The sequence below is a fragment of the Rhodoplanes sp. Z2-YC6860 genome, from assembly GCF_001579845.1.
Taxonomy (GTDB): Bacteria; Pseudomonadota; Alphaproteobacteria; order Rhizobiales; family Xanthobacteraceae; genus Z2-YC6860.
Map to the genome: position 1 here is coordinate 7,402,876 of NZ_CP007440.1, position 24,989 is coordinate 7,427,864.

A 24,989-nucleotide genomic window follows, 5' to 3' on the forward strand; every position below is an offset into this window, starting at 1 on the left:
CTTCAATAAGCGTATTCGAAGAAGATCGGATCGATCGAGCCGTTCCACGGACCGTGGAATTTCTCCAACAGCTCCTCGGCGGGCGTCAGGCCGCGGGCCACGCTCTCCTGCAGCACGCGGAGATAACGGGTCTCGTCGCGGCCATTGCGGTCGAAGCGTTTGCGGCGAACCAGGCCCTGCTCGGCAAGCCGCAAGGTCTCGGCGGCGAGATCGAGCAGCGTCCTGTTGCGGATCTTGGCCTTGAAGCCGAGCTTGGGCACATCGTCGCGCAGCTTCTGCCGCTCGGCCGCGGTCCAGTCCTTCACGATCTCCCAGCAGGCGTCGAGATTCAGGTCGTCGTAGATCAGGCCCACCCAGTAGGCCGGCAGCGACGGCAGCCGCCGCCACGGCCCGCCGTCGGAGCCCCGCATCTCGATGTACCGCTTGAGCCGCACCTCGGGGAAGATGGTCGAGACGTGATTGGCCCAGTCCGAGATGGTCGCGCTCTCGCCCGGCAGCAGCTTGCCTTCGAGATGATCGCGGAACGACTTGCCGGACACGTCGATGTAGCGGTCGCCGCGCTTGATGAAATACATCGGCACATCGAGCGCGTAATCGACGTAGCGCTCGAAGCCCGCGCCGTCCTCGAACATGAACGGCAGCATGCCGGCGCGCTGATTGTCGGTGTCGCGCCAGATCTCGGAGCGGAACGAGACGAAGCCGTTAGGCTTGCCCTCGGTGAACGGCGAATTGGCGAACAGCGCGGTCGCGACCGGCTGCAGCGCGAGTGCGACCCGCATCTTCAGCACCATGTCGGCTTCGGACGAGAAGTCATGGTTCGTCTGCACCGTGCAGGTGCGATACATCATGTCGAGGCCATACTTGCCGACCTTCGGCATGTACGAGGTCATGATCTTGTAGCGGCCCTTGGGCATCACCGGGATATCGGCGCGCCGCCAGAGCGGCGTCATGCCGAGGCCGAGAAAGCCGATGCCGAGCGGACTCGCCACCTCGCGCACCTGTGCCAGATGCGCGAACAATTCGCCCGCGGTCTGATGCACGTTGTCGACCGGCGCCCCGGACAATTCGAACTGCCCGCCGGGCTCGAGCGAGATCGCACCGCCGCCGGTGACATCCGCGAGCCCGATGATGTTGTCGCCCTCCGTGATCGGATCCCAGCCGAGGATGGTCTTCATGCCATCCAGCAGCGCGCGAATGCCGCGCGAGCCGGCGTAAGGCACCGGCGAATGATCCACGATGCGGAACGGGAACTTCTCGTGCTCGGTGCCGACGCGGAATTCCGACTTCGGCTTGCAGCCCGCTTCGAACCACGCAACGAGTTCGTCGCGCGATCGGATCGGCGTCATATCGATTTGGTCGCGGGCCATGCGAGTTTCCGGCGCAAAAAGGTCGCGACCTTAATCACGAGCCGTGTGAAAGGGCAACGACATGATGAATGTCACGGAGAGGGACACGAACTGAGCCGCCCGAGCAATTCGCAGAGGGTCGCTGCGTCCTTGTTGGAGAGCTTCGACCCGACGTGGCGCTCGATAGCGGCGGAATATGTCTCCCACATTTTCTTCTGCATGCTGCGCCCCGCCTGGGTGATCGCGACATAGAGGCCGCGGCCGTCGACCGGACAGGTCTGGCGCTCGGCAAGCCCCGCCTCCACCAGCCGTTCAATCAATCGTGATGTGGAGTATTGCGGCAGCAGCATCTGCTTTTCCAGCTCGACCGGACGCAATGCGCCATGCGGCGAACGGGACAGTTCCAGCAGCGCGTCGTACCAGGCGAGCGGCGGAAAGCCTGCTTTTTTCAGGTCGTGCTCGACCGCGACCAGCAAACGTTGCTGCACACGCACAAGGCGCGTCCAGCATGAGGTGGTTTCGGCAGAGGGCTTCCGGCTCATGGGCGGTTTCTCGGATCCGAAGATAGAGCTTTCATGCACTTGCATCAACCTTGACAACTGCATGCAAATGCATCTAGTCCATGCAAGTGCATGGATATGCACGACCGCTCGTTCTGTCCCCTTTGAATCGGAGGAATCGATGAAGCTGTTTTACATGCCGGGCGCCTGCTCGCTCGCACCGCATATTGCGCTTTGCGAGGCGGGGCTGCCGTTCGATCTCGTGCAGGTCGATCGCAGCAAGAAGACCAGCACCGGCGAGGATTATCTGACCATCAACGTCAAGGGCGCGGTGCCGGCCGTGAAGCTCGACGACGGACAGGTGCTGACCGAAGCGGCGGTGATTCAGCAATACATCGCCGACAAGGCGCCGGCGAAGAAGCTTGCGCCGGCGGCCGGCACGCCGGAGCGCTACCGGCTGCAGGAGTGGCTGAACTATATCGCGAGCGAGCTTCACAAGGGCATCGGCCAGCTGTTCAACCCGGCGATGCCCGACGATTACCGGGACACCGTGAAGAAAGGTCTGGCCGCGAAACAGTTCGCCCATCTCGAAAAGAGCCTCGCGGGCCGCGAGTATCTGTTGGGCGACTTCACCGTCGCCGACGGCTATCTGTTCACGGTGCTGAACTGGACGAAATTCCACAAGATCGACCTGTCGGCGTTTCCGAACATCACCGCGTTCATGACCCGCGTCGCAGCGCGCCCCGCCGTGAAGGCGGCGATGACCGCGGAAGGGTTGTTGAAGGCGGCTTAGGCCTTCGTGGTTAAAGTAGAGTGCGTCAACAAATTCCGCTGTCATTCCGGACGTCGTCAGCGGTCCGCGCGAAGCGCGGGACGATGGCGGCGATCCGGAATCCATAACCACAAGTCGGGGTTATGGATTCCGGGTTCGCTCGCTTACGCGAGCGCCCCGGAATGACGTCGGTGTGTGTGGCACCAGCCTCGACTAATTCGGCTTCTGAAACTTCAGCACGAATTCGTCGACCGGCGTCTTGGAGCCGAAGATCTTCTCCTCGCGGGTGTCTTCCGGATGGCGGAAGAAGTCGCCCTCCCCGACGAGCTTGAAGCCCGCCGCCTCGACCTCGCTCTTGAGCGTGGCTTCATCGATCCGGTGCAGCGTCTTGCCGACCGATGTACCGGTGCCGGGCTTGGCCGAGTGATCGGCGATCACCAGAAACGCACCGGGCTTAAGCGCCGCAAATAGCTTCTTGTTCATCGCCGCGCGATCGACCGTCATGTAGGTCGTGTCATGATAGAAAAAGAAGAACGTGATCAGGTCGAGATTGCCCACGCCCTCCGGCAGCGGGTCGTCGAACTTGCGATCGACCGCCGTGACGTTCTTCATCACAGGCGTCTTCATCCGTGCCTCGAAGCGCTCGGTGGCGCGCGCTGACTTCTCGAAATCCTGCCCATAGACCTTGCCGCCCGGGCCGACGGCCCGCGCCATCAATTCGGTGCTGTAGCCACCGCCCGCGCCCATATCGAGCACGCTCATGCCGGTTTTGACTCCCGTGAAATTCAGGAGCTTCACCGGATCGCGGCGCTGATCGGTCTGCCGATCCGCATCGCTGCGGTCGGGCGCCGCAATGATCGCCGCATAGTCCTGGGCGAACGATGGAAGCGGCGCTGCTGCCAGAGTGACAAGCGCAACGGCGCCAGAGCAAACAAAACGACACAAACGATTCATCTTCCGTATCCTTCCACTATTTTGTCACACGTCCCTCACGCCGCCTTCTTGCCCGGTGCGAAACGCGTGTAAAAGCTTTCGCCCTTCGCCGCCATGTCGCGCAACAGCTTCGGCGGCTCGAAGCGCGGGCCGTATTTCCTGGCGAGCCGCTCGCACAGCTCAACAAAGTTTTTTGTCCCCATCATGTCGATGTAGGACAGCGTGCCGCCGGAGAACGGCGCAAAGCCGAAGCCCAGGATCGAGCCGACATCCGCCTCGCGCACGTCGGTCACCACATGCTCCTCGAAGGTGCGCGCGGCCTCGACCGCCTGCGTCACCAGGAAGCGCTGCTTCATTTCCTGCACGTCGAGCTTGTCGATTTCGCCGCTGCTGAGCTTCTTGGTCAACAGCGCATCGAGGCCCGGCCACAGCCGCTTGGGCTTTCCCGGCGCATAGTCGTAGAAGCCCTTGCCGTTCTTGCGGCCGAGCCGGCCGTTGCCTTCAACCATGTCCTCCAGGAGCTTCTTCTGGCCCGGGTTGATGGCCTGCGACCCGAGATCGGCCTCGGCGGCGCGCACGATCTTGAGGCCGAGATCGATCGCGGTTTCGTCGTTGAGCGACAGCGGCCCGACCGGCATGCCCGCCATCCGCGCCGTGTTCTCGATCATCGCCGCCGGAATTCCCTCCAGCAGCATCAGATGGCCTTCCTGGATGTAATTCAGCACGCAACGGTTGGCATAGAAGCCGCGTGTGTCGTTCACCACGATCGGCGTCTTGCGCAGGAGGCGCACGAAGTCGAGCGCCGTGGCGAGCGCGACGTCGCCGGTTTTCTTGCCGACGATGATCTCGACCAGCATCATCCGCTCGACCGGCGAAAAGAAGTGAATGCCGATGAATTTCGCCGGGTCCTTGGCGATTTCGGCGAGCGACGTGATCGGCAGTGTCGAAGTGTTGGAGCCGAACACCACGTCGGGCATGATCGACTGCGCCTTGGCGGTGGCGTCAGACTTCACCTTGCGGTCCTCGAACACGGCTTCAACGATCAGATCGACGCCCTTCAGCGCGCCATAGTCCGCGGTGGCGGTGATTTTCGACAGCACAGCGTCGCGCTGCGCCGCAGTGGCGCGGCCCTTGTTGACCTGATCGGTCAGGCTTTTCTGGATGAGCGCCTTGCCCTTGTCGGCGCTCTCCTGATCGCGATCAATCAGGATCACGTCGAGACCGGACTGGGCGCTGACCGACGCAATGCCTGCGCCCATGAAGCCCGCGCCGAGAATGCCGACCTTCTTGATCTGCGTGGCCGGCACCGAAGCCGGACGCCGCGCGCCCTTGTTCAACTCCTGCATGGAGACGAACAGCGAGCGGATCATAGCCGCGGCTTCGGGCGAACGCAAAATCTTGGCGAAGTAGCGCGACTCCATGGTGAGCGCGCGATCCATCGGCAAGAGCAGGCCTTCGTAAGCGGACTGCAGGATGGCACGCGCCGCCGGATAGTTGTCGTAGGTCTCACGGCGGTAAATCGCGTTCGCGGCGGGCCACGTCATCATGCCGGCCTTGGAGTAGACCTGTCCGCCCGGCAGCCGGAAACCATCGGTGTCCCACGGCGCCTTGGCCTTCGGGTTGGCCTTAACCCAATCCTTCGCGACCTTGATCATGTCGCCCGCGGGCACGACCGCATCGATGAGCTTCATCGCCTTGGCGCGGCTGAGGCTGAGCTGATCGCCCTTGAGCAGAAGCTGCAACGCGTCGGAGGTCTGCATCATGCGGCAGGTGCGCTGCGTGCCGCCGGCGCCGGGAAACAGCCCGATCTTCACCTCCGGCAGACCCAGGCGCGTCTTGTCGTTATCGGCGGCGACGCGATAGTGCGAGGCAAGACACAGCTCGAAGCCGCCGCCCAGCGCGGTGCCATTGATCGCGACCGCGAACGGCTTGCCGCAGGTCTCGATACGGCGATAGAGCTGCGACAGCTTGCGGCTTTCGTTGAACAGCAGCGTCGCCGCGGCCACCTCACCTTCTTTCCTGGCCATGTCGGCGAACATGCGGCCAAGTGATTCCAGCAGCGTCAGATCGGCGCCGGCACAGAACGTGTCCTTGCCCGAGGTGATGACCGCGCCCTTGATCGCGGCATCGCTTGCGATCCTCTCGACGATGCCACCGAGGTCCTGGATCACCGCCACGTCGATGACGTTCATCGTCTTGCCCGGCATGTCCCAGGTGACGAGCGCGATGCCATCGGCGTCGACGTCGAGCTTGAAGTTGTCGTTGGCCATTCGCCCTACTCCTTGATCGGCTCGCCGTTCTTGCGCATCCAACGGCGGCCCTTGCCGTCGCGCTCCATGCAGAAATCCACATCGGGATAGTGCACGCGCTCGTCGGTCGACAGGGTGCCGACCTCGAGATAGAGCGCGTCCTTGCCGGTGCGGTTGATCAGGCAATGGCCGATGCCGCCATTGGCCTTCCAGCCCGCCGCGTCGCCCGGCTTCAGCACGATCTCGCCCGAGTCTTCGTGCAGCACCAGCTCACCTTCGAGCACGTAGATGAATTCGTCCTCGCTCTCATGCCAGTGGCGCAACGCCGACTTCGAATGCGCCTTGATGCGCGAAATGTTGACCCCGAACTGGGTGAGACCCACGGCATCACCCAGTTTCTGCTTCTCGCGACCTTCGATGACCGGCGCGAACTCCTTCGGATAGGCAGCGTTGTTGGCAAAGGGGATTTTTGAGCGGTCGATCTTCGGCATCTCTAAGCCTTCCGCGGCGGATAGGGCTCGCTGGTCTTGCGCAGGTAGCGGCCACCGGTCTTGTCTCGCTCAAGCCGCATGTCGATGTCGGAATACACCACGGTGTCGATCGTGCTCCGCGTCCCGACCTCGATATAGACGGCATCTTTGTTGGTGCGATTGATCAGGCAATGGCCGATTCCGGAATTGGCCTTCCAGCCCGCGGCGTCGCCCGGCTTAAGCACGGTCTCGCCGTGCTCCTCGCGAAGCACGATCTCGCCTTGCAGCACGTAGATGAATTCGTCCTCGTTGCGGTGCCAATGCCGCTGCGACGACCAGGTGCCGGGCTTGAGCGTGGTCAGGTTGACACCGAACTGAGACAGGCCGACGGCGTTGCCGAGGCGCTTGCGCTCCCGGCCCTTGATCGGCTGGTGAAACGGGTCGGGATACATGTTGATGGTATCAACCGGAATATTGGCGATATCGATCTTGGGCATTCGCCGTCTCTAAGTTTCCTTCACGCACCACCCTCTCCTGGCCTCATGCTGAGGAGCATTGCGCAGCAATGCGTCTCGAAGCATGGGGCCGTCCCATCCTTCGAGACGCCCTCGCTTCGCTCGGGCTCCTCAGGATGAGGCGGGGAGAGATTATACCCGTTCAATAATGGTCGCCGTCCCCATGCCGACACCGATGCAGAGCGTCACCAGCGCGGTGTTGAGATTGCGCCGCTCGAGCTCGTCGAGCACGGTGCCCAGGATCATCGCGCCGGTGGCGCCGAGCGGATGGCCCATGGCGATCGCACCGCCGTTGACGTTGATCTTGTCGTGCGGGATGTCGAGCGCCTGCATGTAGCGCAACACCACCGAGGCGAAGGCCTCGTTGAGCTCCCACAGGTCGATGTCCTTCGTGGTCATGCCGGCTTTCTTCAGCACCTTCTCGGTCACCGGAATCGGGCCGGTGAGCATGATCGACGGCTCCGAGCCGATGTTGGCGAACTGGCGAATGCGGGCGCGGGGCTTCAGTCCGGCGGCCTTGCCCGCGTCCTTGGTGCCGATCAGCACTGCGGCGGCGCCATCGACGATGCCCGACGAGTTGCCCGGCGTGTGCACGTGATTGATCGCCTCGATCTCCGGATAGCGCTGCACCGCCACCGCATCGAAGCCCGCCATCTCGCCCATCTGCACGAAGGACGGATTGAGTTGCGCCAGGGTCTGCATGGTCGTGGTCGGACGCATGTGCTCGTCCTTGTCGAGCAGCGTGATGCCGTTGACGTCCTTCACCGCCACCACCGAGTTCTTGAAGCGGCCGTCCTGCCACGACTGTCCGGCGCGCTTCTGGCTCTCGACCGCATAGGCGTCGACGTCGTCACGAGAGAAGCCATATTTGGTCGCAATCAGATCGGCCGAGATGCCCTGCGGCACGAAATAAGACTTGAGCGCAATCGAAGGGTCCACCGGCCAGGCGCCGCCGGCCGCGCCGATGCCGACGCGGCTCATGGATTCGACGCCGCCGCCGATGGTCATGTCGTGCTGGCCGGACATCACCTCGGCCGCGGCGAAATTCACCGCATCGAGACCCGAGGCGCAGAACCGGTTGATCTGGATGCCCGGCACCTCGTCGCCGAAGCCCGCCATGATGGCGGCGACGCGGGCGATGTCGCCACCGGCCTCACCGACTGGATCGACGCAGCCCAGCACCACGTCGTCGACCAGCTTGGGATCGAGCTTGTTGCGCTCCTTGATGGCGCCGAGCGCCTGGCTCGCGAGATTGAGCGCCGTCACCTCGTGCAGCGCGCCGTCGGCCTTGCCGCGGCCGCGCGGGGTGCGGATGGCGTCGTAGATGAAGGCTTCGGTCATCGTCGGTTCTCCGGCGCCAGCAGCTAGAGGCTGCGCGCGATCAAAAGCTTCATGATCTCGTTCGTCCCGGCATAGATGCGCATGACGCGGGCGTCGCGATAGAGCCGCGAGATCGGGTATTCGTCCATAAAGCCATAGCCGCCGAACAGTTGCAGACAGCGGTCGATGACCTTGCCGAGCGTGTCGGTGGTCCAGTACTTCGCCATCGAGGCCGTGACGGTGTCGAGCTCACCCTTCACAAGCCGCTCGATGCACTGGTCGCAGAACGACTTCGCGATCGTCGCCTCGGTCTTGCACTCGGCAAGCTCGAACTGGGTGTTCTGGAATTCGACGATCTTTTTGCCGAACGCGGTGCGCTGCTTGACGTAGTCGACCGTGAGCGCAACCGCGCGCTCCATCATCGCGCAGGCGTGCACCGCGACGATCATGCGCTCTTGCGGCAGCTCCTTCATCAGCTGGACGAAGCCCTGCCCCTCGTCGGTGCCGAGGAGATTCTCGGTCGGCAGCGACACGTCCTCGAAGAACAGCTCCGAGGTGTCGGCCGCATCGAGCCCCAGCTTCTTGAGCTTGCGGCCGCGGCGGAAGCCCGGCGCATCACCGGTCTCGACCACCATCAGCGAGACGCCCTTGGCGCCTTCCTTCGGATCGGTCTTGGCGACCACGATGATCAGATTGGCGTGCTGGCCGTTGGTGATGAAGGTCTTCGAGCCGTTGAGGACGTAGCGGTTGCCCTTCTTCACCGCGGTGGTGCGCACGTTCTGCAGATCGGAGCCGGTGCCGGGCTCGCTCATGGCGATGGCGCCGACCAGCTCGCCGGTCGCAAGCTTCGGCAGCCAGCGCTTCTTCTGCTCCTCGGTGCCGAAGCGCCAGATGTAAGGCGCGACGATGCCGGAATGCAGCGGCGCGCCGAAGGCATCGAAGCCGCCGAGGCTGAAGGCGCGGTTGATCACCGCCTCATGGGCGAAGCTGCCGCCACCGCCGCCATATTCCTCCGGGATCATGGCGCACAGGAGGCCGGCCTGTCCGGCCTTGGTCCACACCTCGCGCGGGTAGAAGTGATCGTCGTGCCACTTTTCGAGATGCGGACCGTACTCGGCCGCGACGAAGCGGCTCGCCTGCTCTTCGAGCAGCACGAGGTCCTCGCTCATCCAAGCCGGACGCGGCGCACTGAGCACGGTCATGGTTCTGGCGATCCCGGTCGAGTCGTAGGCCTCAGGAACATAGCCGCGGCGGAAGCTTCACGCGAGGCCGCGCGACCGCAGAAAAGCTATGCCCCTCAGCCTGCCATGCCGTCGGCCGCAGCGACAAGGCCGCGAAATGAACGGCAGGACAACCGACCGCAAATGGCCGTTCCGCGCAATTCCTTCATGCGTGGCCGCGGCGATTGCGGCGCTATGGCGCCTCCCGCCGCGCCGCTTCAATGGAGGCGCGCGTCGGCTGCCGGTGACCGACCGGCGCTTCCCACATGCAAAATCCTCCCGTGGCCGATACGGCCGCGTGGCACTGTTCAATGGTCGTGAATGAGCAATAGCCGCCCCCCTGATGCGAAACGGCGCACCAGCGCGGATCGGCTTTGGCAGGCTCGATGAACGATCCGACGGCGGCAACAGCCGCTACGACGGCGAAGCACGCGTACCGACTCGGAACCCGGGATAACGGTAAAATTGCAGACTGGGCCGGCAGCATTGGCATCTACCTTCTGTTGTCCGAAGCCGCGGACACCTGATGTGCGGAAGGTAGCGAGAGGAAACACGGCGCTCCGTGCGAAACCGCGCACGACGTCGAGGCACGTCAGCCCGCGCCGAGCGCCACCGCGGTGCGGTAGGTGATGAACGCCGCCGCATAAGCCAACGCCAGCATGTAGGCGAAGGTGATGAACATGTAACGCCAGCCGCCGGTCTCCCTGCGGATCACGGCGAGCGTCGAGGCGCATTGCGGTGCGAACACATACCAGGCGAGCAGCGCGAGCGCGGTGGCTAGACTCCATTTGCCGGCCAGCGCCTGGCCGATCTGCTCGGCCGCCTCCTTGCCGCCTTCGATGGCATAGACAGTGCCAAGCGAGGCCACAGCCACTTCACGCGCCGCCATGCCGGGAATGAGCGCCACATTGATCTGCCAGTTGAAGCCGATCGGCGCGAGAACGGGTTCGAGCCATTTGCCTAGGATCGCGGCAAGGCTGTAGTCGATCGCAGGCCCCTCGGCGCCCGCCGGCGGACGCGGGAACGAGGCCAGGAACCAGATCAGCACCATCATGGAGAAGATCGTGGTGCCGGCGCGTTTCAGGAACATCATGGCGCGGGTGTAGAGCCCGATAACAATGCTCCGCAGCCGCGGCATCTTGTAGTCCGGCAGTTCCAGCATGAAGGGCGGCGTCGCGCTCTCGCGCCAGAAGAAATGGTTGGCGACGAACGACACCGCGAGCGCGCTGACGATGCCTGCCGCATAGAGACCGAACATCACGAGGCCCTGCAGGCCGACGAAGCCCCAGACCTCCTTGTCCGGGATGAAGGCCGAGATGATCAGCGTGTAGACCGGGATGCGGGCCGAACAGGTCATCAAGGGCGCCACGAGAATCGTGGTCAGCCGGTCGCGTTTGTTGTCGATGACGCGCGTCGCCATGATGCCCGGGATCGCGCAGGCAAAGCTCGAGAGCAACGGAATGAAGGCGCGGCCGTGCAGGCCCGCGCCGCCCATGATGCGGTCCATCAGGAAGGCCGCGCGCGCCATGTAGCCCAGATCTTCCAGCAGCAGGATGAACAGGAACAGGATCAGGATCTGCGGCAGGAACACGATCACGCTGCCAACGCCCGAGATCACGCCGTTCTGCACGAAGCTTTGCAGCAATCCGTCCGGCAGCGTGTCGTGCGCGAGCCCGCCGAGCTGATCGAAGCCCGCCGCGATCAGGTCCATCACGGGCTTCGCCCAGGCGAACACGGCCTGGAACATCACGAACAGGATGCAGAGCAAAATGATGAGGCCCGCGACCGGGTGCAGCAGCACGCCGTCGACGCGGCCGGTGATCGTGTCGGGCCGCTTGGGCTCGCTGATCGCGGCCTTGATGACGCGATCGGCCTCGCGCTGCGCGGCACGCAGGTCCGAGGTGCTCGGCGCCTGCCATGTGCTTTCACGCTTGGTCGGCGCCGACGCAATGATCTCGTCGATGCGGCCCAGCAATTCTTCGGTGCCGCCGCGGCGCACCGCGGTCGAGGTCACCACCGGCACGCCCAATTCGATCGAAAGCTTCTTGAGATCGATATCGACGCCGCGGCGGCGCGCGATGTCGATCATGTTGAGCACAAGCAGCAACGGGCGGCCGGTGCGTTTCAGTTCGATCACGAGCCGCAGCGCGACACGCAGATTGGTGGCGTCGGCGACACAAAGCAGAAGGTCCGGCGTCTCGGCAGCGAGCTTGCCCAGCACCACGTCGCGGGTGATCTCCTCGTCGGGGCTTCGGCCGCGCAGCGAATAGGTGCCGGGCAGATCGACCAGATTGATCCGATGGCCGGCCGCGGTCTGCAGCGTGCCGGCCTTGCGCTCGACCGTGACGCCCGGATAGTTCGCGACCTTCTGCCGGCTGCCGGTCAACGCGTTGAACAGCGCCGTCTTGCCGCTGTTCGGCGTGCCCACCAGGGCGAAGCGCCACGTGCTTGTTTCAATGACGGCGCTCATCGATCTCTGCCTCAGGCGACCAGAATCGCCATCGCCTCGCGGCGGCGCAGCGCAATGGTGTTGTTGTCGACGCGCACCGCAATGGGATCGCGGCCGAGGGGCCCTTCATGCAGAACCTGGACGTGTGCGCCCTCGACGAAGCCAAGTTCCAGCAGCCGGCGCTCAAGCTCGGCTGCGGGCACGCCGTTGGCGCTATCGGTCACCTCGATCGCGTCGATCACGCCGCGAAAGCCGCGGCTCGCAAGGCCAAGCGGTATGCGCTTGGCGTCGCCCCCCGACGGAGCCTTGTCGGTCATGTTGTTATGGTCCGGTAGTTCTTGGCCGCTCCATCTCAAGTGGGGCAATCGTCATTGGGGGTCAAGTCAAAGCTCCTTGAATGTCAGTAGCTTAGAATAATTATAGTTACGCCACGCGAGTTAGCCGTGCCGGTGGCCGAAGCAGGCGTGTTCCTCGCCGCAGAATTTAAAGCCGAAATCCGTGCCGTCGCGCTCGATCGTGCCGCCGGTCGGCGACGGAAAATGCGCCGGAAAGATGAGCCGGCCGGTGCCGGCATGGGCATTGAAGAAATTCCGGCGGGTCGTCCGCGCCTGCACCGGGTCCGCACAGAAGCGCGTGCTCCAGTCCGGGTAACGCACCTGAAGCGGGTGATGCATCAGGTCGGCGGAGAGGATGGCCTGCTCCCGGCCCGAGCCGAGCCGCACCATCATCTGGCCGGGCGTATGTCCCGGCGCGGGCTCGACCGAGATGCTCGCCGCCACGGCGTGTTCATCGCCGACCAGTTCGGCCTGGCCGGATTCAAAGACCGGCAGCACGCTGTCCGTGATGTAGTCACCGGCGCGCTGCAGACCTGCGGCCCCCACGGCCTGCCAATAGTCCCATTCGCGCTGCGAGATCAGGTAGCGCGCGTTCGGGAAGGTCGGCACCCAGCGGCCGTTGTCGAGCCGGGTGTTCCAGCCGACGTGATCGACGTGCAGATGCGAGCACAGCACGATGTCGATGTCTTCCGGCCGCACGCCGGCTTCGGCGAGGCGATCGAGCCATGGCCACTGCGCATGGCGGAACTGCGGACGCGCCCGCGTCTCCTTGTCGTTGCCGGAGCAGGAGTCGACCAGGATGGTGAGCCCGTTGCGGCGCAGCAGGAAGCTCTGGATCGTGATCGTCAGCAACCCATCGGCCGCGTTCTGGAATCGCGGCACGAGCCAATCGCGATTGGCGTCGAGATGAGCCTGGGTGCAGTCCGGAAAAATCTCGAAAGGCGAGAGCAGCGGGGTTTCGGACTCGATGACGCGCTGCATCGAGACATCGCCAAAGGTCCAGCGTTGCGGAGAGGTCATCTGCGGCTCCAGTCACTCGGAGCCGCACCATAGCGCATCGCGCGGCCAGATCAGAACTGCTCGGCCGGCAATTCCATCATGCTCGCGGCACCGGCGGTGATTCGCGCAAGCTGCGCGGCAGTCTCCGGCAGCACGCGCTCCATGAAGAAGCGGCCCGTCACGAGCTTGGCGTTCATGCGCGCCTCGGCGCCGTTCGCGCCGGCCTTGAGCTTGTCTTGTGCGGCTGCGGCCATGCGCGTCCACATGTAGGCGAGCGCCACGAGGCCGAACATGTGCATGTAGTCCATCGAGCCCGCACCGGCATTGTCCGGCTTGCCGAGCGCGTTGGCCATGAACCACATGGTGGCCTGCTGCAGATGGCCGAGCGCCTTGCCGACCGGCTCGACATACGGCTTCATCGCGGCGTCGGCGGATTTTTCTTTGACGAAGCCCTGCACCTCGGCGAAGAACGCCTGCAGCGCGCGGCCGCCATCCTTCGGCAATTTGCGGCCGACCAGATCGAGCGCCTGGATGCCGTTCGCGCCCTCATACATCATGGCGATGCGCGCATCGCGCACGAACTGCTCCATGCCGTGCTCGACGATGTAGCCGTGGCCGCCGAACATCTGCTGCGCCATCACGGCGTTGGCGAAACCCTGGTCGGTCAGCACACCTTTGATCACCGGCGTGAGCAGACCCATATGGTCGTCGGCGGTCTGCCGCGCCTTCTCGTCGTCGGAGCGCCGGTGCAGATCGGATGCGATCGCGGTCCACATCACCAGCGCCCGCGCCGCCTCGTTGAACGAGCGGATGGTCATCAGCGTGCGGCGCACGTCGGGATGCACGATGATCGGATCGGCCGGCTTGTCCTTGAACTTCGCACCGGTCAGCGCACGGCCCTGCAAACGCTCCTTCGCATAGGCCGCGGCGTTCTGGTAGGCGACCTCCGACATCGCGAGCCCCTGCACGCCGACACCGAGCCGCGCTTCGTTCATCATCGTGAACATCGCCGTGAGGCCGTGATTCTCCTCGCCCAGGAGCCACGCGGTCGCGCCGTCGTAGTTCATGACGCAGGTGGCGTTGCCGTGAATGCCCATCTTCTCTTCGAGCGAACCACAGCCGAGCGCGTTGCGCGCACCGAGAGAGCCGTCCGGCTTGGGCAGGAACTTCGGCGCAACGAACAGCGAGATCCCCTTGGTGCCGGACGGCGCGCCTTCGATGCGCGCGAGCACCAGGTGCACGATGTTGGCGGCAAGATCGTGCTCGCCGGCCGAGATGAAGATTTTGGTGCCGGTGATCTTGTAGCTGCCGTCGGGCTGCTTCACCGCCTTGGTGCGCAGGAGGCCCAGGTCCGTGCCGCAATGCGGCTCGGTGAGATTCATCGTGCCGGTCCAAACGCCAGCGATCATCTTCGGCAGGTACGCGGCCTTCTGCTCCGGCGTGCCATGGGCGATCAGCGCCGCGATCGCGCCTTGCGTGAGACCCGGATACATGGCGAACGACATGTTGGCCGAGCACAGGAACTCGTTGACCAGCTGCGTCATCAGCATCGGCAGGCCTTGCCCGCCGAATTCGGTGGGCGCCGAGATGCCGATCCAGCCGCCCTCGACAATCTGCTTGAAGGCGTCCTTGAAGCCGGCCGGCGTCGTCACGCTGCCGTCTGGCGCGCGCTTGCAGCCCTCCTTGTCGCCGATTCGATTGAGCGGCTGCAGGACCTGCTCGCTGAACTTGCCTGCCTCGCTCAAAACCGCCTCGACCACATCCGGCGATGCGTCGGCGAAGCCCGGAAGATTGGAGTAACGCTCGACGTGAAACACGTCGTTCAGCAGGAACTGAGCGTCCTCGACGGGCGCCCTGTAGGTCGGCATGACTTCTTATCCCGGCTCAGTTCGGTCCAAGCGTGGCAACGCGCCCAAGCATGGCACCGCGCCATTGAGACGCCCTTAAGGCCCTCCGAGGTCCCCATCGCGGCCGGTTTTTCACTCATTGGTTGAATAATATCATAAATGCATCCCAAAATACACAAAACGACCGCGTGATTTGTCAGGAAACCGCGCGGAAAACCAGAAGGTTAACCAGTTATTTACCTTGATAAACAAGAGTCTGCGCCGGGTTTCGAGAACCGCACCAGTCGCCGCGTCAGTAGTTCAGCGTGCCAGGTTCAAGGACTGAATCGGTTCCCGCGTTTTCACCAAAACGGCCGAAGGACGCGTGCGGCAAAGACGCAGAACATATCGCGACCGTGCTGATGACGAGGACCTCGGTGAAGGCCTCGCGTCCGTGCATGACCGTCTCGATAACCTGACGCGGCAGCTCGAGCGCATGGCGCAAGCTGGCTTCGCGCAGCAAGCGGCCGCGCCGCAGCCCACACCTGCCCCTCAGCCTGTCGCTGCGCCTCAGCCTGCGCCTGTTGCGCCGGTCGTGCACAGAGCGCCGCCGCCTCCACCCGCACCATTCGCAGACCCGCACGCATCGGATCTCGTCGCCGACGCGTTGGCGCGACTCGATCGCCGCCTCGATCAGGTGATCGCAGAAGGCCACGCGGTGGCGGAGAACATTGGCCGTCAAGATTTGGGCCGCCAAGATTTGGACCGCCAAGATTCGGGCCGCCAAGAGTTGGGCCGCCAGCAGCAACGCCACGCGCCGCAGTCGCGGCCACAGCCACAACCACAACCACAGCCACAGCCACAGCGTCCGGCGCCGACACCGCAATTCGCCGCCATGCCGCCGCAGCCTGCCGTGCCGAAGCAGGGACCGGCGAACTGGGCCGATCAGATCTCGGCACGTCAGCGCGCACTCGACGGCGGCGCCGCAATGCCGGGTCGCGCCGTGCGGCGCGCTGCGTCTGCGCCTGCGCGCGCAATGCCCGGACAAGACACCTTGGCTCAGGCAATGCCGGCTCAGGCAATGCCAGCTCAAGCGATGCCGGCTCAGACCGTGCACGCCCCGGCCTCGCACGCTCCTGCGATGCCCGCGCCGCAGGCACCCCAGATGCCGCAGGGGTGGAATGCGCCCGACATGAGCGGGGTTGAACGGGAGCTCCGCGACATCAACGCGCAGCTCTCGTCGCTGCACCGGCCCTACGAAAACGCCATCGCGGCGCTCCGCAACGAAGTCGTCGAGATGGGCCGCGCGCTGACGGACGCGCTGCCGCGCCGCGCGATCGAAACGCTCGAAGGTGAGGTGCGTTCGCTCTCGGAGCGCATCGACCGCAGCCGGCAGGCTGGCGCCGAGGGCGCGTCGCTCTCCGCGGTCGAGCAAGAGCTCGCCGAGGTGCGCAACGCGCTGCACCGTCTGACGCCGGCCGAGAATCTCGTCGGCTTCGAAGACGCGGTGCGCAGCCTGTCGCACAAGATCGATACCATCGCGCAGGGCGCGATCCAGGGAACGGGCGATCCGCTCGCCTTCAAGCAGCTCGAACAGGCCGTGGTGCAGCTGCGCGGCATCGTTTCCCACGTCGCCTCCGACGATACGCTGGCGCAGCTTGCCGCCGAGGTGCGCAATCTGTCGTTGCAGTTCGAACGCGCCGCGACCGAAAGCAATTCCGAAGCCCTGACGCGGCTCGAAGCGCGAGTCGCTTCGCTGATGGAGCGCGGCCACGTGGTGCCGCCGGAGCTCGAAGTCTCGATCCGCCAGCTGAGCGAGCGGCTCGACCGCATGCAGCTCAGCCAGGGCGATCGGCTCGCGCTCGAAGCGCTCGAGGATCGCATCGCCAAGCTTTCGCAAAAGCTCGATTCCTCTGACCAGCGGCTCGGCCAGCTCGATGCCATCGGGCGCGGGCTTGCCGATCTGCTGGTGCACCTCCAAGAAATGAAGAACGCCGGCCGCGCCATGCGCGCCGCGCCGCCTGCCGAACCCTCGCAAGAGCCGGCACCGCAGCCGGCGCCTGTTGCCGCACCCGCGCCCGCCCGTGCGCAAACACCTGTTCACGTCCAGGCCCCGGTCCACGCCAAGGCGCCTGCCCACGCGCAAGCCTCGCCGCTCGATCTCATTCCGGACATGCCCGAGGAGATCGCGCCCGAGATGGTCCAGACAGAGGCGCCGCAGCCGGCGCCGATGCCAGCGCCGCCTCCCGCGCCCAAATCTGCCGCGCCGATGGCTGCCCTGCCCATGGCTGCCGCGCCGCAACCCTTGCCGGCGAAGCGCGCGCCGCAAATGCCGCGCGGCCCTCAGCTGCAGCCGATCGATCCGAATCTGCCGCCCGACACGCCGCTCGAGCCTGGCAGCGGCATCCCGCGCATGCGGCCGGGCTCCGCCGCGGCCCGCATCGCTGCGTCCGAAGCCGCATTGAGTGGCTTCCGCGCCGCGGCCGCCGACCCAGCCAGCCGGGCTGCAGCGCTTTTGGCGGCCCGCAACGCCGCCAAGTCCGCCTCTCTCGATACGCCGCTGCCCCCGTCAAAGGTCCGCGAACCGAAAAAATCGCGCGGCTTCAAATGGCCGTTCAGCAAGAAGGCCAAGGCAAGTGTCGAGCCGCAACTGCCGCCCGCGCCCGCACAGCCGGTCGTCCAGCCGCCCGTCCAGACGGCGACGCCCGCCGCACCGGCGAAGCCGGCCGCGGCGGCGACGCCGGCAGCGGCGACCGCGCCTGTGTCACTGATGCCGGGCGCGGAGTTGCCCAACGCCGATGTCGCCGAATTGCTCGCGCCGCGCGGCTGGCGGCTCGGACTCCTCGTCAAGAAGCTTCTGATCGCCGGCAGCGTCGCCGCCATCATCGTCGGCGGCGCGTTGATGGTGTTCAACATGATCTCGTCGCCGGAGCTGCCGCCGCTGCCCAGCACCGACCTGCCGGACACGCTGGAGGTGCCAGCAAATCCGCCTGCCAGCACACCGAGCCAGCCAGCGCCCCGAGGCTTGCCGAACCAGGGCTCGCTCACGCCGTCGGCCAACCCCGATGTCACGGGCCAGATCGGCAACGGCAGTTCGCCATTCTTCGATCCAAGCACGATGATGATGCAGCGCCCGCAGGGCGGCGACGTCACGGGCTCGATCGTCCCCAAGACCACGCCGTCGCGCTCGCACATAGCGGCGCCCGCGCCGGTGGCGACCGCCGCGACGGCTCCAGCCGGGCCGACGGGCAATTCGGCGGTCGATGCCCTGCCAAGCTCGATCAGCACGATCATGCGCCAAGCGCTCGTTGCGAACGAGCCGGGCGCCGAATACGAGCTCGGCATCCGCTACCTCGATGGCCGCGGCGTGCCGCAAAATGCCGCCGAAGCGGTGCGCTGGCTGCAACGCGCCTCGGATGCGGGCTTTGCGCCGGCGCAATTCCGCCTTGCCGGTCTCAACGAAAAGGGCGACGGCGTGCGCAAGGACGTGCAGGCCGCCCGCAGGCTCTATCTCGCGGCGGCCGGCAAGGGCCACGCCAAGGCCATGCACAATCTGGCGGTGCTGTACGCGGAAGGCATCGACGGCAAGCCCGACTACAAGGCCGCCAGCGAGTGGTTCCGCAAGGCCGCGAACTACGGCTTGGCCGACAGCCAGTACAATCTCGCCATTCTGTTTGCCCGCGGCATCGGTGTGCAGTCCAATCTCGCCGAATCCTACCGCTGGTTCTCGTTGGCCGCTGCCGCCGGCGACACCGAGGCTGCCAAGAAGCGCGATGAGGTCGCGACGAGGCTCGACGCGCAGTCGCTCAGCACGGCCAAGGCCGCGGCTCGGGACTTTATCGCCGAACGTGAGCCCGATGAGGCGACCAATCTACGGGCGCCGCCGGGCGGCTGGGACAAGGTGCCTGCGCTTCCAGCAAAGCCGAAGCGGCCCGCGCCATAGTGTTCGCATTGTCGTCTTACGTACGACAACAACGAATTGAACAAGGTGCATCGCTCCGTGAGATTTTGCGTGGACATCCGCGCATTCGGGCCTATACGAACAGGACCTGAATTGCCGCGGCAGGCATGATGTGACGTGACGCCTCGGGCCTGACCTCGCCATCAATCTGGACCGCCTGCGTGCAGATTTACCTCCCGATCGCCGATCTCCCCGTCGACATTTTCCTGGTTCTTGCCATGGGGCTCGCGGTCGGGTTCATCTCCGGCATGTTCGGGATCGGCGGCGGCTTTCTCATGACGCCGCTGCTGATCTTCATCGGCATCTCGCCGGCCGTGGCGGTCGCAAGCGTGGCAAGCCACATCGCCGCCTCGTCGTGCTCGGGCGTGATCTCCTATTGGCGAAGGCGAGCGGTCGACCTGTCGCTCGGCCTCATGCTGCTTGCCGGCGGCATATTGGGCACCGCGGTCGGTGTCTGGCTGTTCACCTTGCTGCGCTCACTGGGCCAGCTCGACCTGGCCATCGGCATCTCTTACGTGGTGCTGCTGAGCGCCGTCGGCGGCCTGATGATCAATGAGAGCGTGCGCGCGATCCTCCGCGAGCAGCGCGGTAAGCCGGTGGCGCTGCGGCGCGGCGGTGCGCACACCTGGGTGCACGGCCTGCCGCTGAAGATGCGGTTCAAGCGTTCCAAGATTTATGTCTCGGCGATCCCGGTCTGGGGCATCGGCTTCATCATCGGCTTCGTCGGCGCCGTGATGGGCATCGGCGGCGGGTTTCTGCTGGTGCCGATGCTGATCTATTTCCTGCACGTGCCGACCGCGACCGTGATCGGCACCTCGATGGTGCTCACGCTGATCACCATGGCATCGGCGACCGTGATGCATGCCACGACCAACCATCTGGTCGATGCCGTGCTGGCGCTGATCCTGATGATCGGCGGCACGATCGGAGCGCAGTTCGGGGCGCGAGCCGGACAGAACATGCGCGGCGAGCGGCTGCGGCTGCTGCTCGGCCTCCTGGTGCTCGCGGTGGGCCTGCGCTTCGCCTATCAGCTCGTGGTGCAGCCGGGTGATCTCTATTCGATCCGTCAGGCGGGGGCTGAATGATGCGTCGGCTCGCCACCGCGGCACTGGCACTTGGAGCCCTCCTCACCGCCGGCTCGCCGGTTTCGGCCGAGCGGCTGGTGGCGACGCTGTCGCGCCACCAGGTGTCGGTTACGTCGAACTTCACCGGAACCTCGATCGTGCTGTTCGGCACCATCGAGCCGGACACGCCCGCCTCCCGCCGCCGCACCACCGGCTATGACCTCGTCGTGACCGTCACGGGGCCCAAGCAGACGCTGGTGGCGCGCAAGAAGGAGCGTGTGCTGGGCATCTGGACCAACATGGACTCCCGGACCTTCGTCAATGTGCCGAGCTATCTCGCGGTGCTGACGACGCAGCCGGTCGAGCAGTTCACCACGCCCGACACGATCAAGCAGCAGCAGCTCGGCCTCGACAGCATCCTCCTGCCGCAGCAGATCGGACCGGATCTCGGCGATCCGGGGCCAAGCGACGTGTTCCGGCGGCAATTCGTTCGGCTGAAGCAGGAGCACAAGCTCTTTCTGCAGACCACGAACGGCGTGACTATGCTGACGCCGACCGTGTTCCGCACCGACATGGCGCTGCCCGCCGAGGCGTCGATCGGCAACTACGATGTCGACGTCCGGGTGTTCGCCGACCGCCAGGTGGTGGCCCGCACCAGCTCGGCCTTCGAGATCATCAAGGTCGGCTTCGAGCAGTTCGTCGCCAATGCGGCGCGCGAATATGGCTTCATCTACGGCCTCGCAGCCGCCATGATGGCGGTGGTGACGGGCTGGTTCGCCTCGGTGGTCTTCCGGCGCGATTAGATTCACCGTCGTGTCTTCTACGGCGGATCGAGGCCTTTGGATTTCAACACCGGCGCGGCTTCGGCCGATGTCAGAAACTCGACCAGCTCCTGCGCGGCCTTCGGATCGCCTGGTTTGGCCGACAGGCCTGCCGAAAACACGATGATCTGCTGCAACTCCTTCGGCAGCGGCGAGGCATCAATGCCGGCCACCGCCTTCAGCTCAGGCATCTGCTGGGCCGCCATGTCGGCCTCGCCGCGCACCACCAACTCGGCCACATAGCCGGTGCCGACCGGCATGGCCTTGGTCTTGGCCTTCATCTCGTCGGCGATGCCGAGCCGATCGAACACCGCAAGCATGTGCTTGCCGCTTTCGGCGCCTTCGTTCCTGGCGAAGCTTTTGACCGCAAGCAGCGTGCGCTTGACGCCCTCGAGCGAGGACACGTCCGGCTTGGGTGAGCCGGCGCGCACGCCAAGGCCGATGCTGGAGCGTGCGTAATCGGCGCGGCGGGCGATCTTGCCTTGCTTGACGAGAGCGTCGGTCGCCTCAGCGGTGAGGATGGAGACGTCGAAGCTCTCGCCCGCCGTGATGCGCTCGATGATCGTCTTCGACGGCGTGTGCACGATCGTGACCTTGTGCGGCGACTTGTGCTCGAACTGCTCGACCAGCGCCGTGATCGTGGTCCGCATCGGCGCCGGGCACATCAGCTTGATCTCGGCCGCGTTCGCGCCTGCAACCGGCAGCGCCGTCGCCAGTGCGAGGACAACAGCAACAAGTCGGATTTTTGGATGCACGTCACAACCCCTGCCCGATCTGGAACCCCGATCTTAGCCGAGCAGAGCTGGCTGGAAACCGTCAGTCCGGCAGGCAGTGCTTTGCGGCCACCGCATAGACCCGTTCGAGCCCCAGCATGTGAGCCGTGAACGAAAGCGTCTCGAACACGTTGGCGAAAGCGCGATCGCGCACGTTCAGGCCGCCGGTATAGGCGCCGAAGGCCGGCATCACGAGCCGCACGCCATCGGTCGCAAAGCAACGACGGCTCACCGCGCGGCCGCGCCGCGCCACGCGGGCCACCGGATGCAGATGGCCGGCGACCTCGCCGCGTTCTTCGCCGCCCGGCTCATGGCGGAACGTCAACCCGCCGAGCCTGATCTCAGGCGCGAACCGTCCGCCGATGTTGTCGGCCGGATCGGGATCGTGATTGCCGGCGATCCAGACCCAGTCGCGGCCGCGCTGCATCGCCTTCAGCGTCGCGCGATCGGTATCCGCCAGCCGCGCCGGACCGCGACCGTCGTGGAAGCTGTCACCCAAGGCGATCACCAGCCGCGGCGCATAATGCGCCATCAGCGCGCCGAGCCGGGCGAGCGTTGCCGCCGTGTCATAAGGCGGCAGCAGCACCCCGCGTGCGGCGAAGCTCGAGCCTTTTTCCAGATGCAGGTCGGCGACCGCAAGCATGCCATGCTCGGGCCAGAACAACGCGCCGGCCACATCGGCATGCAGTTCGACGCCGGCGAGCACCAGCGCACCGGAGGCTGTGCGCGGATTCGTGTCGGACGTGAGCTTGGCGGCCGGTGTATAAGACATCCGCTATTTCTTCGAGCCTGCTATCAAAAGACACGCCCGCAGTGCCTGCGCAAAGAACGGTGCGGCCGTCGGAACCATGCGCCTCATTCCATGGCCTCCTTGATCAAATCGTCGGCGGCCTCGGCCATCACGGCCTCGGATGCCTCGCCAGAAACCGACTCGCGTCCGATCTCGAGCATCACCGGTACCGCAAGCGGCGATACGTGGTCGAGCGCTTTATGGACGATTCGCCCGCGGATGCGCGAGAGCATTTCGCCGAGCCGCTTGATGTCAAGGAGACCGGTCGCAGCGTCGGCGCGCGCCGCGCGTAAAAGTACGTGGTCGGCCTGATGCTTGCGCAGCACGTCATAGACCAGATCGGTCGAAATGGTGACCTGCCGCCGCGATTTCTCCTCCCCCGGAAAGCGGCGCTCGATCAATCCGGCGATGATGGCGCAATTGCGGAAGGTGCGTTTCATCAGGGCGGATTCCGCGAGCCAGGCTTCGAGATCGTCGCCCAGCATGTCCTCGTCGAACAGTTGCGGCAATAACAGCTCGCCGCGCGATATCTTGAACCCCACGTCGCCAAGGCCCCAGATCGCCAGCGCATACTCGTTGGCGACGAAGCCCATAGGCTTGAGCCTTGCACGCTCCATCCGCCGCGTCAGCAGCATGCCGAGGGTCACATGCGCCAAGCGTCCTTCGAACGGATAACAGACCACATAAAATTTATCGCCGCGCGGAAAAGTTTCGACCAGGAGTTCATCCTGTCGCGGCACCAGCGAGCGCCATTGCTGGATGCGCAGCCATTCGCCCACCGGCTGAGGCAGATGCCCCCACTGCTGGGGCTCCGACAGCATCTTCCGGACCCGCGCCGCGAGATATGTCGAGAGCGGAAACTTGCCGCCCTCGTAGGACGGCACCTTGGGGTCCTTGTCGTTGCTGCGCGAGACATAGACCTCGTCCTCGACGAGCGCCTCGTATTTCAGGATCTCGCCGGCGAACACGAAGGTGTCGCCCGGCACCATCATCTCGATAAAATATTCCTCGACCTCGCCCAGCAGCCGCCCGCCGCGCGCAATCGCGCCCGTGTGCCCTGAGCCACCAGCGCGCGAACGCACGAGGCGGACCTTCAGCATGTCGGCTTCGACGATGGTGCCGATGTTCATGCGGTAGCGCTGCGCCACCATTGGATTGGCGACGCGCCAGCGGCCGTCCTTGTTTTGGCGAATCTTGGCGAAGCGCTCATAGGCCTTGAGCGCGTAGCCGCCGGTCGCGACGAAATCGAGCACCGCATCGAAGTCAGCACGACTCAGTCCGGCATAGGGCGCGGCGGATCGGACTTCGGCATAAAGCTCGTCGGCCAGGAAAGCTTCGCCGCAGGCGCAGCCGAGCACGTGCTGGGCCAGCACGTCGAGCCCGCCGATGCGAAGCGGCGGCGTGTCCTGCGCGTTGTCGGCGACCGCGCCGATCGCCGCCTCGCATTCCAGCACCTCGAAGCGGTTGGCTGGCACCAGGACGCCGCGCGACGGCTCGTCGAGCCGGTGGTTGGCGCGGCCGATGCGCTGCAACAGCCGCGACGAACCTTTGGGTGCGCCCACGTTGATGACGAGGTCGATGTCGCCCCAGTCGATGCCGAGATCGAGCGAGGAGGTGCAGACAACCGCCCGGAGTTTGCCTGCGGTCATCGCCTGCTCGACCTTGCGCCGCTGCGCGACGTCGAGCGAACCGTGATGCAGCGCGATCGCCAGCGAATCTTCGTTGATCTCCCACAGCGCGTGAAAGATCATCTCGGCCTGGCTGCGGGTGTTGACGAACACCAGCGTCATCTTGTGCTGCTTGATCAGCTCGTAGATCTGCGGAAAGGCGTGCCGTGCCGAATGGCCGGCCCAGGGCAGATACTCGCCGGGCGCCATCATGGTGACGTTTGGCTCGGCGCCGCCGGAGGCGATCACCAAGTCAGCAAGGTGCTGGCCGTGCTCGGGCTGCGGCACGAGATAGCGGCAGAGGTCGTCGGGTTCGGCGACGGTCGCCGACAATCCAGTCATGGCGAGGTCGGGTGCAAGCCGCCACAGCCGGGCGAGATCGAGCGACAGCAGATCGCCGCGTTTGGAGGTGACGAGCGCGTGCAATTCGTCGAGCACGATGCGCTTGAGGTTGCCGAACAGGAACGGCGCGTCGGCGCTGGCGAGCAGCAGCGCGAGCTGCTCCGGCGTGGTGAGCAGGATGTCGGGCGGATCGCGGCGCTGGCGTTGGCGCTTGGAGGTCGGCGTATCGCCGGTGCGGGTCTCGATGCGGATCAGCAGCCCCATCTCGCGCACCGGCGTTTCCAGGTTGCGCGCGATGTCGACGGCGAGTGCCTTCAACGGTGAGATGTAGAGCGTGTGCAAGCCGCCAGCGCGGCGCACGTCGCGGCCGGTGGACATCAGCGAGCGTGATTTTTTGGCTTGGTTCTTCCGACTGTCGTCTGCTTGCTCGCTTAGCTCCACCAGCGTCGGCAGAAAGCCCGCGAGCGTCTTGCCGCCGCCGGTGGGCGCGATCAGCAGCACCGACTTTCCCTGCCGGGCGCGCGACAGCAACTCCAATTGATGCGCGCGCGGCGTCCAGCCGCGCGAGGCGAACCATCGCGAAAACGTCTCCGGCAGCAGTTCGGCAGTGTCGGTCGGTTCCGCGAGGCTCATATCC

Annotated in this window: 21 protein-coding genes; 4 read left to right on the plus strand and 17 right to left on the minus strand. The window is 65.2% G+C overall.

The genetic code is table 11. The features are described from left to right. Positions 1 to 2: 2 nt before the first annotated feature. Entirely contained in the window at positions 3 to 1,367 is a 1,365-nt protein-coding gene (locus RHPLAN_RS34425) for a glutamate--cysteine ligase (RefSeq protein WP_068028409.1), read from the minus strand. A gap of 71 nt (positions 1,368 to 1,438) precedes the next feature. Then, a complete protein-coding gene (locus RHPLAN_RS34430; RefSeq protein ID WP_068032292.1) occupies positions 1,439 to 1,888 on the minus strand; it encodes a MarR family winged helix-turn-helix transcriptional regulator in 450 nt (149 codons plus the stop codon). 139 nt (positions 1,889 to 2,027) lie between these two features. Here RHPLAN_RS34430 and gstA point away from each other — a divergent pair, with 139 nt between their 5' ends. Continuing rightward, positions 2,028 to 2,639, plus strand: coding sequence for a glutathione transferase GstA (gene gstA / locus RHPLAN_RS34435; RefSeq protein WP_068028412.1), 612 nt, complete (start codon positions 2,028 to 2,030; stop codon positions 2,637 to 2,639). Positions 2,640 to 2,831: 192 nt separating this feature from the next. On the opposite strand, the gene RHPLAN_RS34440 is transcribed toward gstA, so the two are convergent. The 12 genes from RHPLAN_RS34440 to RHPLAN_RS34490 all read right to left on the minus strand — a co-directional run bounded on the left by RHPLAN_RS34440 (position 2,832) and on the right by RHPLAN_RS34490 (position 15,748). Continuing rightward, positions 2,832 to 3,572, minus strand: coding sequence for a class I SAM-dependent methyltransferase (locus RHPLAN_RS34440; protein WP_084246168.1), 741 nt, complete (start codon positions 3,570 to 3,572; stop codon positions 2,832 to 2,834). A gap of 35 nt (positions 3,573 to 3,607) precedes the next feature. Then, positions 3,608 to 5,821: a 3-hydroxyacyl-CoA dehydrogenase NAD-binding domain-containing protein gene (locus RHPLAN_RS34445; protein ID WP_068028417.1), complete on the minus strand. Its 2,214-nt coding sequence runs from the start codon at positions 5,819 to 5,821 to the stop codon at positions 3,608 to 3,610. Positions 5,822 to 5,826: 5 nt separating this feature from the next. Then, positions 5,827 to 6,291, minus strand: coding sequence for a cupin domain-containing protein (locus tag RHPLAN_RS34450; protein ID WP_068028420.1), 465 nt, complete (start codon positions 6,289 to 6,291; stop codon positions 5,827 to 5,829). Positions 6,292 to 6,293: 2 nt separating this feature from the next. Then, positions 6,294 to 6,767: a cupin domain-containing protein gene (locus RHPLAN_RS34455; protein ID WP_068028423.1), complete on the minus strand. Its 474-nt coding sequence runs from the start codon at positions 6,765 to 6,767 to the stop codon at positions 6,294 to 6,296. Between the two features lie 150 nt (positions 6,768 to 6,917). Then, positions 6,918 to 8,126, minus strand: coding sequence for an acetyl-CoA C-acetyltransferase (locus tag RHPLAN_RS34460; RefSeq protein ID WP_068028426.1), 1,209 nt, complete (start codon positions 8,124 to 8,126; stop codon positions 6,918 to 6,920). Positions 8,127 to 8,149: 23 nt separating this feature from the next. After that, the gene (locus tag RHPLAN_RS34465; RefSeq protein ID WP_068028429.1) at positions 8,150 to 9,307 is read right to left on the minus strand and encodes an acyl-CoA dehydrogenase family protein; all 1,158 of its coding nucleotides are present in this window, start codon (positions 9,305 to 9,307) and stop codon (positions 8,150 to 8,152) included. 211 nt (positions 9,308 to 9,518) lie between these two features. Beyond that, the gene (locus tag RHPLAN_RS41130) at positions 9,519 to 9,818 is read right to left on the minus strand and encodes a DUF3551 domain-containing protein (protein ID WP_157100673.1); all 300 of its coding nucleotides are present in this window, start codon (positions 9,816 to 9,818) and stop codon (positions 9,519 to 9,521) included. Between the two features lie 99 nt (positions 9,819 to 9,917). Beyond that, entirely contained in the window at positions 9,918 to 11,795 is a 1,878-nt protein-coding gene (gene feoB, locus RHPLAN_RS34470; protein ID WP_068028432.1) for a ferrous iron transporter B, read from the minus strand. 11 nt (positions 11,796 to 11,806) lie between these two features. After that, the gene (locus RHPLAN_RS34475) at positions 11,807 to 12,091 is read right to left on the minus strand and encodes a FeoA family protein (RefSeq protein ID WP_068028434.1); all 285 of its coding nucleotides are present in this window, start codon (positions 12,089 to 12,091) and stop codon (positions 11,807 to 11,809) included. 120 nt (positions 12,092 to 12,211) lie between these two features. Next, positions 12,212 to 13,129, minus strand: coding sequence for an MBL fold metallo-hydrolase (locus RHPLAN_RS34480; protein ID WP_068028437.1), 918 nt, complete (start codon positions 13,127 to 13,129; stop codon positions 12,212 to 12,214). Between the two features lie 50 nt (positions 13,130 to 13,179). After that, positions 13,180 to 14,976, minus strand: a complete 1,797-nt coding sequence (locus RHPLAN_RS34485) for an acyl-CoA dehydrogenase C-terminal domain-containing protein (RefSeq protein ID WP_068028440.1) — start codon at positions 14,974 to 14,976, stop codon at positions 13,180 to 13,182. A gap of 271 nt (positions 14,977 to 15,247) precedes the next feature. Then, complete coding sequence (locus RHPLAN_RS34490) at positions 15,248 to 15,748, minus strand: hypothetical protein (protein ID WP_068028442.1); 501 nt, start codon at positions 15,746 to 15,748, stop codon at positions 15,248 to 15,250. Positions 15,749 to 16,126: 378 nt separating this feature from the next. Between RHPLAN_RS34490 and RHPLAN_RS34495 the strand changes: the two genes are divergently transcribed. From RHPLAN_RS34495 to RHPLAN_RS34505, 3 genes are all read left to right on the plus strand, one after another. Further along, on the plus strand, positions 16,127 to 18,877 hold the full coding sequence (locus tag RHPLAN_RS34495; RefSeq protein ID WP_157100674.1) for a tetratricopeptide repeat protein: 2,751 nt from the start codon (positions 16,127 to 16,129) through the stop codon (positions 18,875 to 18,877). Between the two features lie 179 nt (positions 18,878 to 19,056). After that, entirely contained in the window at positions 19,057 to 19,980 is a 924-nt protein-coding gene (locus tag RHPLAN_RS34500; RefSeq protein ID WP_068028449.1) for a sulfite exporter TauE/SafE family protein, read from the plus strand. Continuing rightward, positions 19,977 to 20,762 carry a TIGR02186 family protein gene (locus RHPLAN_RS34505; RefSeq protein WP_068028452.1) on the plus strand — a complete coding sequence of 262 codons (786 nt, stop codon included), beginning with the start codon at positions 19,977 to 19,979 and terminating at the stop codon, positions 20,760 to 20,762. The genes RHPLAN_RS34500 and RHPLAN_RS34505 overlap by 4 nt, the downstream gene beginning before the upstream one ends. A gap of 17 nt (positions 20,763 to 20,779) precedes the next feature. Here RHPLAN_RS34505 and RHPLAN_RS34510 read toward each other — a convergent pair whose 3' ends face one another. The 3 genes from RHPLAN_RS34510 to RHPLAN_RS34520 form a co-directional block, all read right to left on the minus strand. After that, on the minus strand, positions 20,780 to 21,535 hold the full coding sequence (locus tag RHPLAN_RS34510; protein WP_068028455.1) for a substrate-binding domain-containing protein: 756 nt from the start codon (positions 21,533 to 21,535) through the stop codon (positions 20,780 to 20,782). Positions 21,536 to 21,596: 61 nt separating this feature from the next. Then, positions 21,597 to 22,325: a ligase-associated DNA damage response endonuclease PdeM gene (gene pdeM / locus RHPLAN_RS34515; protein ID WP_084246170.1), complete on the minus strand. Its 729-nt coding sequence runs from the start codon at positions 22,323 to 22,325 to the stop codon at positions 21,597 to 21,599. Between the two features lie 83 nt (positions 22,326 to 22,408). Next, positions 22,409 to 24,985 (minus strand): ligase-associated DNA damage response DEXH box helicase, encoded by a 2,577-nt coding sequence (locus RHPLAN_RS34520; protein WP_068028459.1) that lies wholly within the window; start codon positions 24,983 to 24,985, stop codon positions 22,409 to 22,411. Positions 24,986 to 24,989 lie beyond the last annotated feature (4 nt).

What these genes read in the sequence shown, in the direction of transcription:
- RHPLAN_RS34425 (WP_068028409.1), bottom strand. Translation starts at nt 1,367, where the DNA reads ATGGCCCGCGACCAAATCGATATGACGCCGATCCGATCGCGCGACGAA.
- RHPLAN_RS34430 (WP_068032292.1), bottom strand. Translation starts at nt 1,888, where the DNA reads ATGAGCCGGAAGCCCTCTGCCGAAACCACCTCATGCTGGACGCGCCTT.
- gstA (WP_068028412.1), top strand. Translation starts at nt 2,028, where the DNA reads ATGAAGCTGTTTTACATGCCGGGCGCCTGCTCGCTCGCACCGCATATT.
- RHPLAN_RS34440 (WP_084246168.1), bottom strand. Translation starts at nt 3,572, where the DNA reads ATGAATCGTTTGTGTCGTTTTGTTTGCTCTGGCGCCGTTGCGCTTGTC.
- RHPLAN_RS34445 (WP_068028417.1), bottom strand. Translation starts at nt 5,821, where the DNA reads ATGGCCAACGACAACTTCAAGCTCGACGTCGACGCCGATGGCATCGCG.
- RHPLAN_RS34450 (WP_068028420.1), bottom strand. Translation starts at nt 6,291, where the DNA reads ATGCCGAAGATCGACCGCTCAAAAATCCCCTTTGCCAACAACGCTGCC.
- RHPLAN_RS34455 (WP_068028423.1), bottom strand. Translation starts at nt 6,767, where the DNA reads ATGCCCAAGATCGATATCGCCAATATTCCGGTTGATACCATCAACATG.
- RHPLAN_RS34460 (WP_068028426.1), bottom strand. Translation starts at nt 8,126, where the DNA reads ATGACCGAAGCCTTCATCTACGACGCCATCCGCACCCCGCGCGGCCGC.
- RHPLAN_RS34465 (WP_068028429.1), bottom strand. Translation starts at nt 9,307, where the DNA reads ATGACCGTGCTCAGTGCGCCGCGTCCGGCTTGGATGAGCGAGGACCTC.
- RHPLAN_RS41130 (WP_157100673.1), bottom strand. Translation starts at nt 9,818, where the DNA reads ATGCCAATGCTGCCGGCCCAGTCTGCAATTTTACCGTTATCCCGGGTT.
- feoB (WP_068028432.1), bottom strand. Translation starts at nt 11,795, where the DNA reads ATGAGCGCCGTCATTGAAACAAGCACGTGGCGCTTCGCCCTGGTGGGC.
- RHPLAN_RS34475 (WP_068028434.1), bottom strand. Translation starts at nt 12,091, where the DNA reads ATGACCGACAAGGCTCCGTCGGGGGGCGACGCCAAGCGCATACCGCTT.
- RHPLAN_RS34480 (WP_068028437.1), bottom strand. Translation starts at nt 13,129, where the DNA reads ATGACCTCTCCGCAACGCTGGACCTTTGGCGATGTCTCGATGCAGCGC.
- RHPLAN_RS34485 (WP_068028440.1), bottom strand. Translation starts at nt 14,976, where the DNA reads ATGCCGACCTACAGGGCGCCCGTCGAGGACGCTCAGTTCCTGCTGAAC.
- RHPLAN_RS34495 (WP_157100674.1), top strand. Translation starts at nt 16,127, where the DNA reads ATGAGCGGGGTTGAACGGGAGCTCCGCGACATCAACGCGCAGCTCTCG.
- RHPLAN_RS34505 (WP_068028452.1), top strand. Translation starts at nt 19,977, where the DNA reads ATGATGCGTCGGCTCGCCACCGCGGCACTGGCACTTGGAGCCCTCCTC.
- pdeM (WP_084246170.1), bottom strand. Translation starts at nt 22,325, where the DNA reads ATGTCTTATACACCGGCCGCCAAGCTCACGTCCGACACGAATCCGCGC.
- RHPLAN_RS34520 (WP_068028459.1), bottom strand. Translation starts at nt 24,985, where the DNA reads ATGAGCCTCGCGGAACCGACCGACACTGCCGAACTGCTGCCGGAGACG.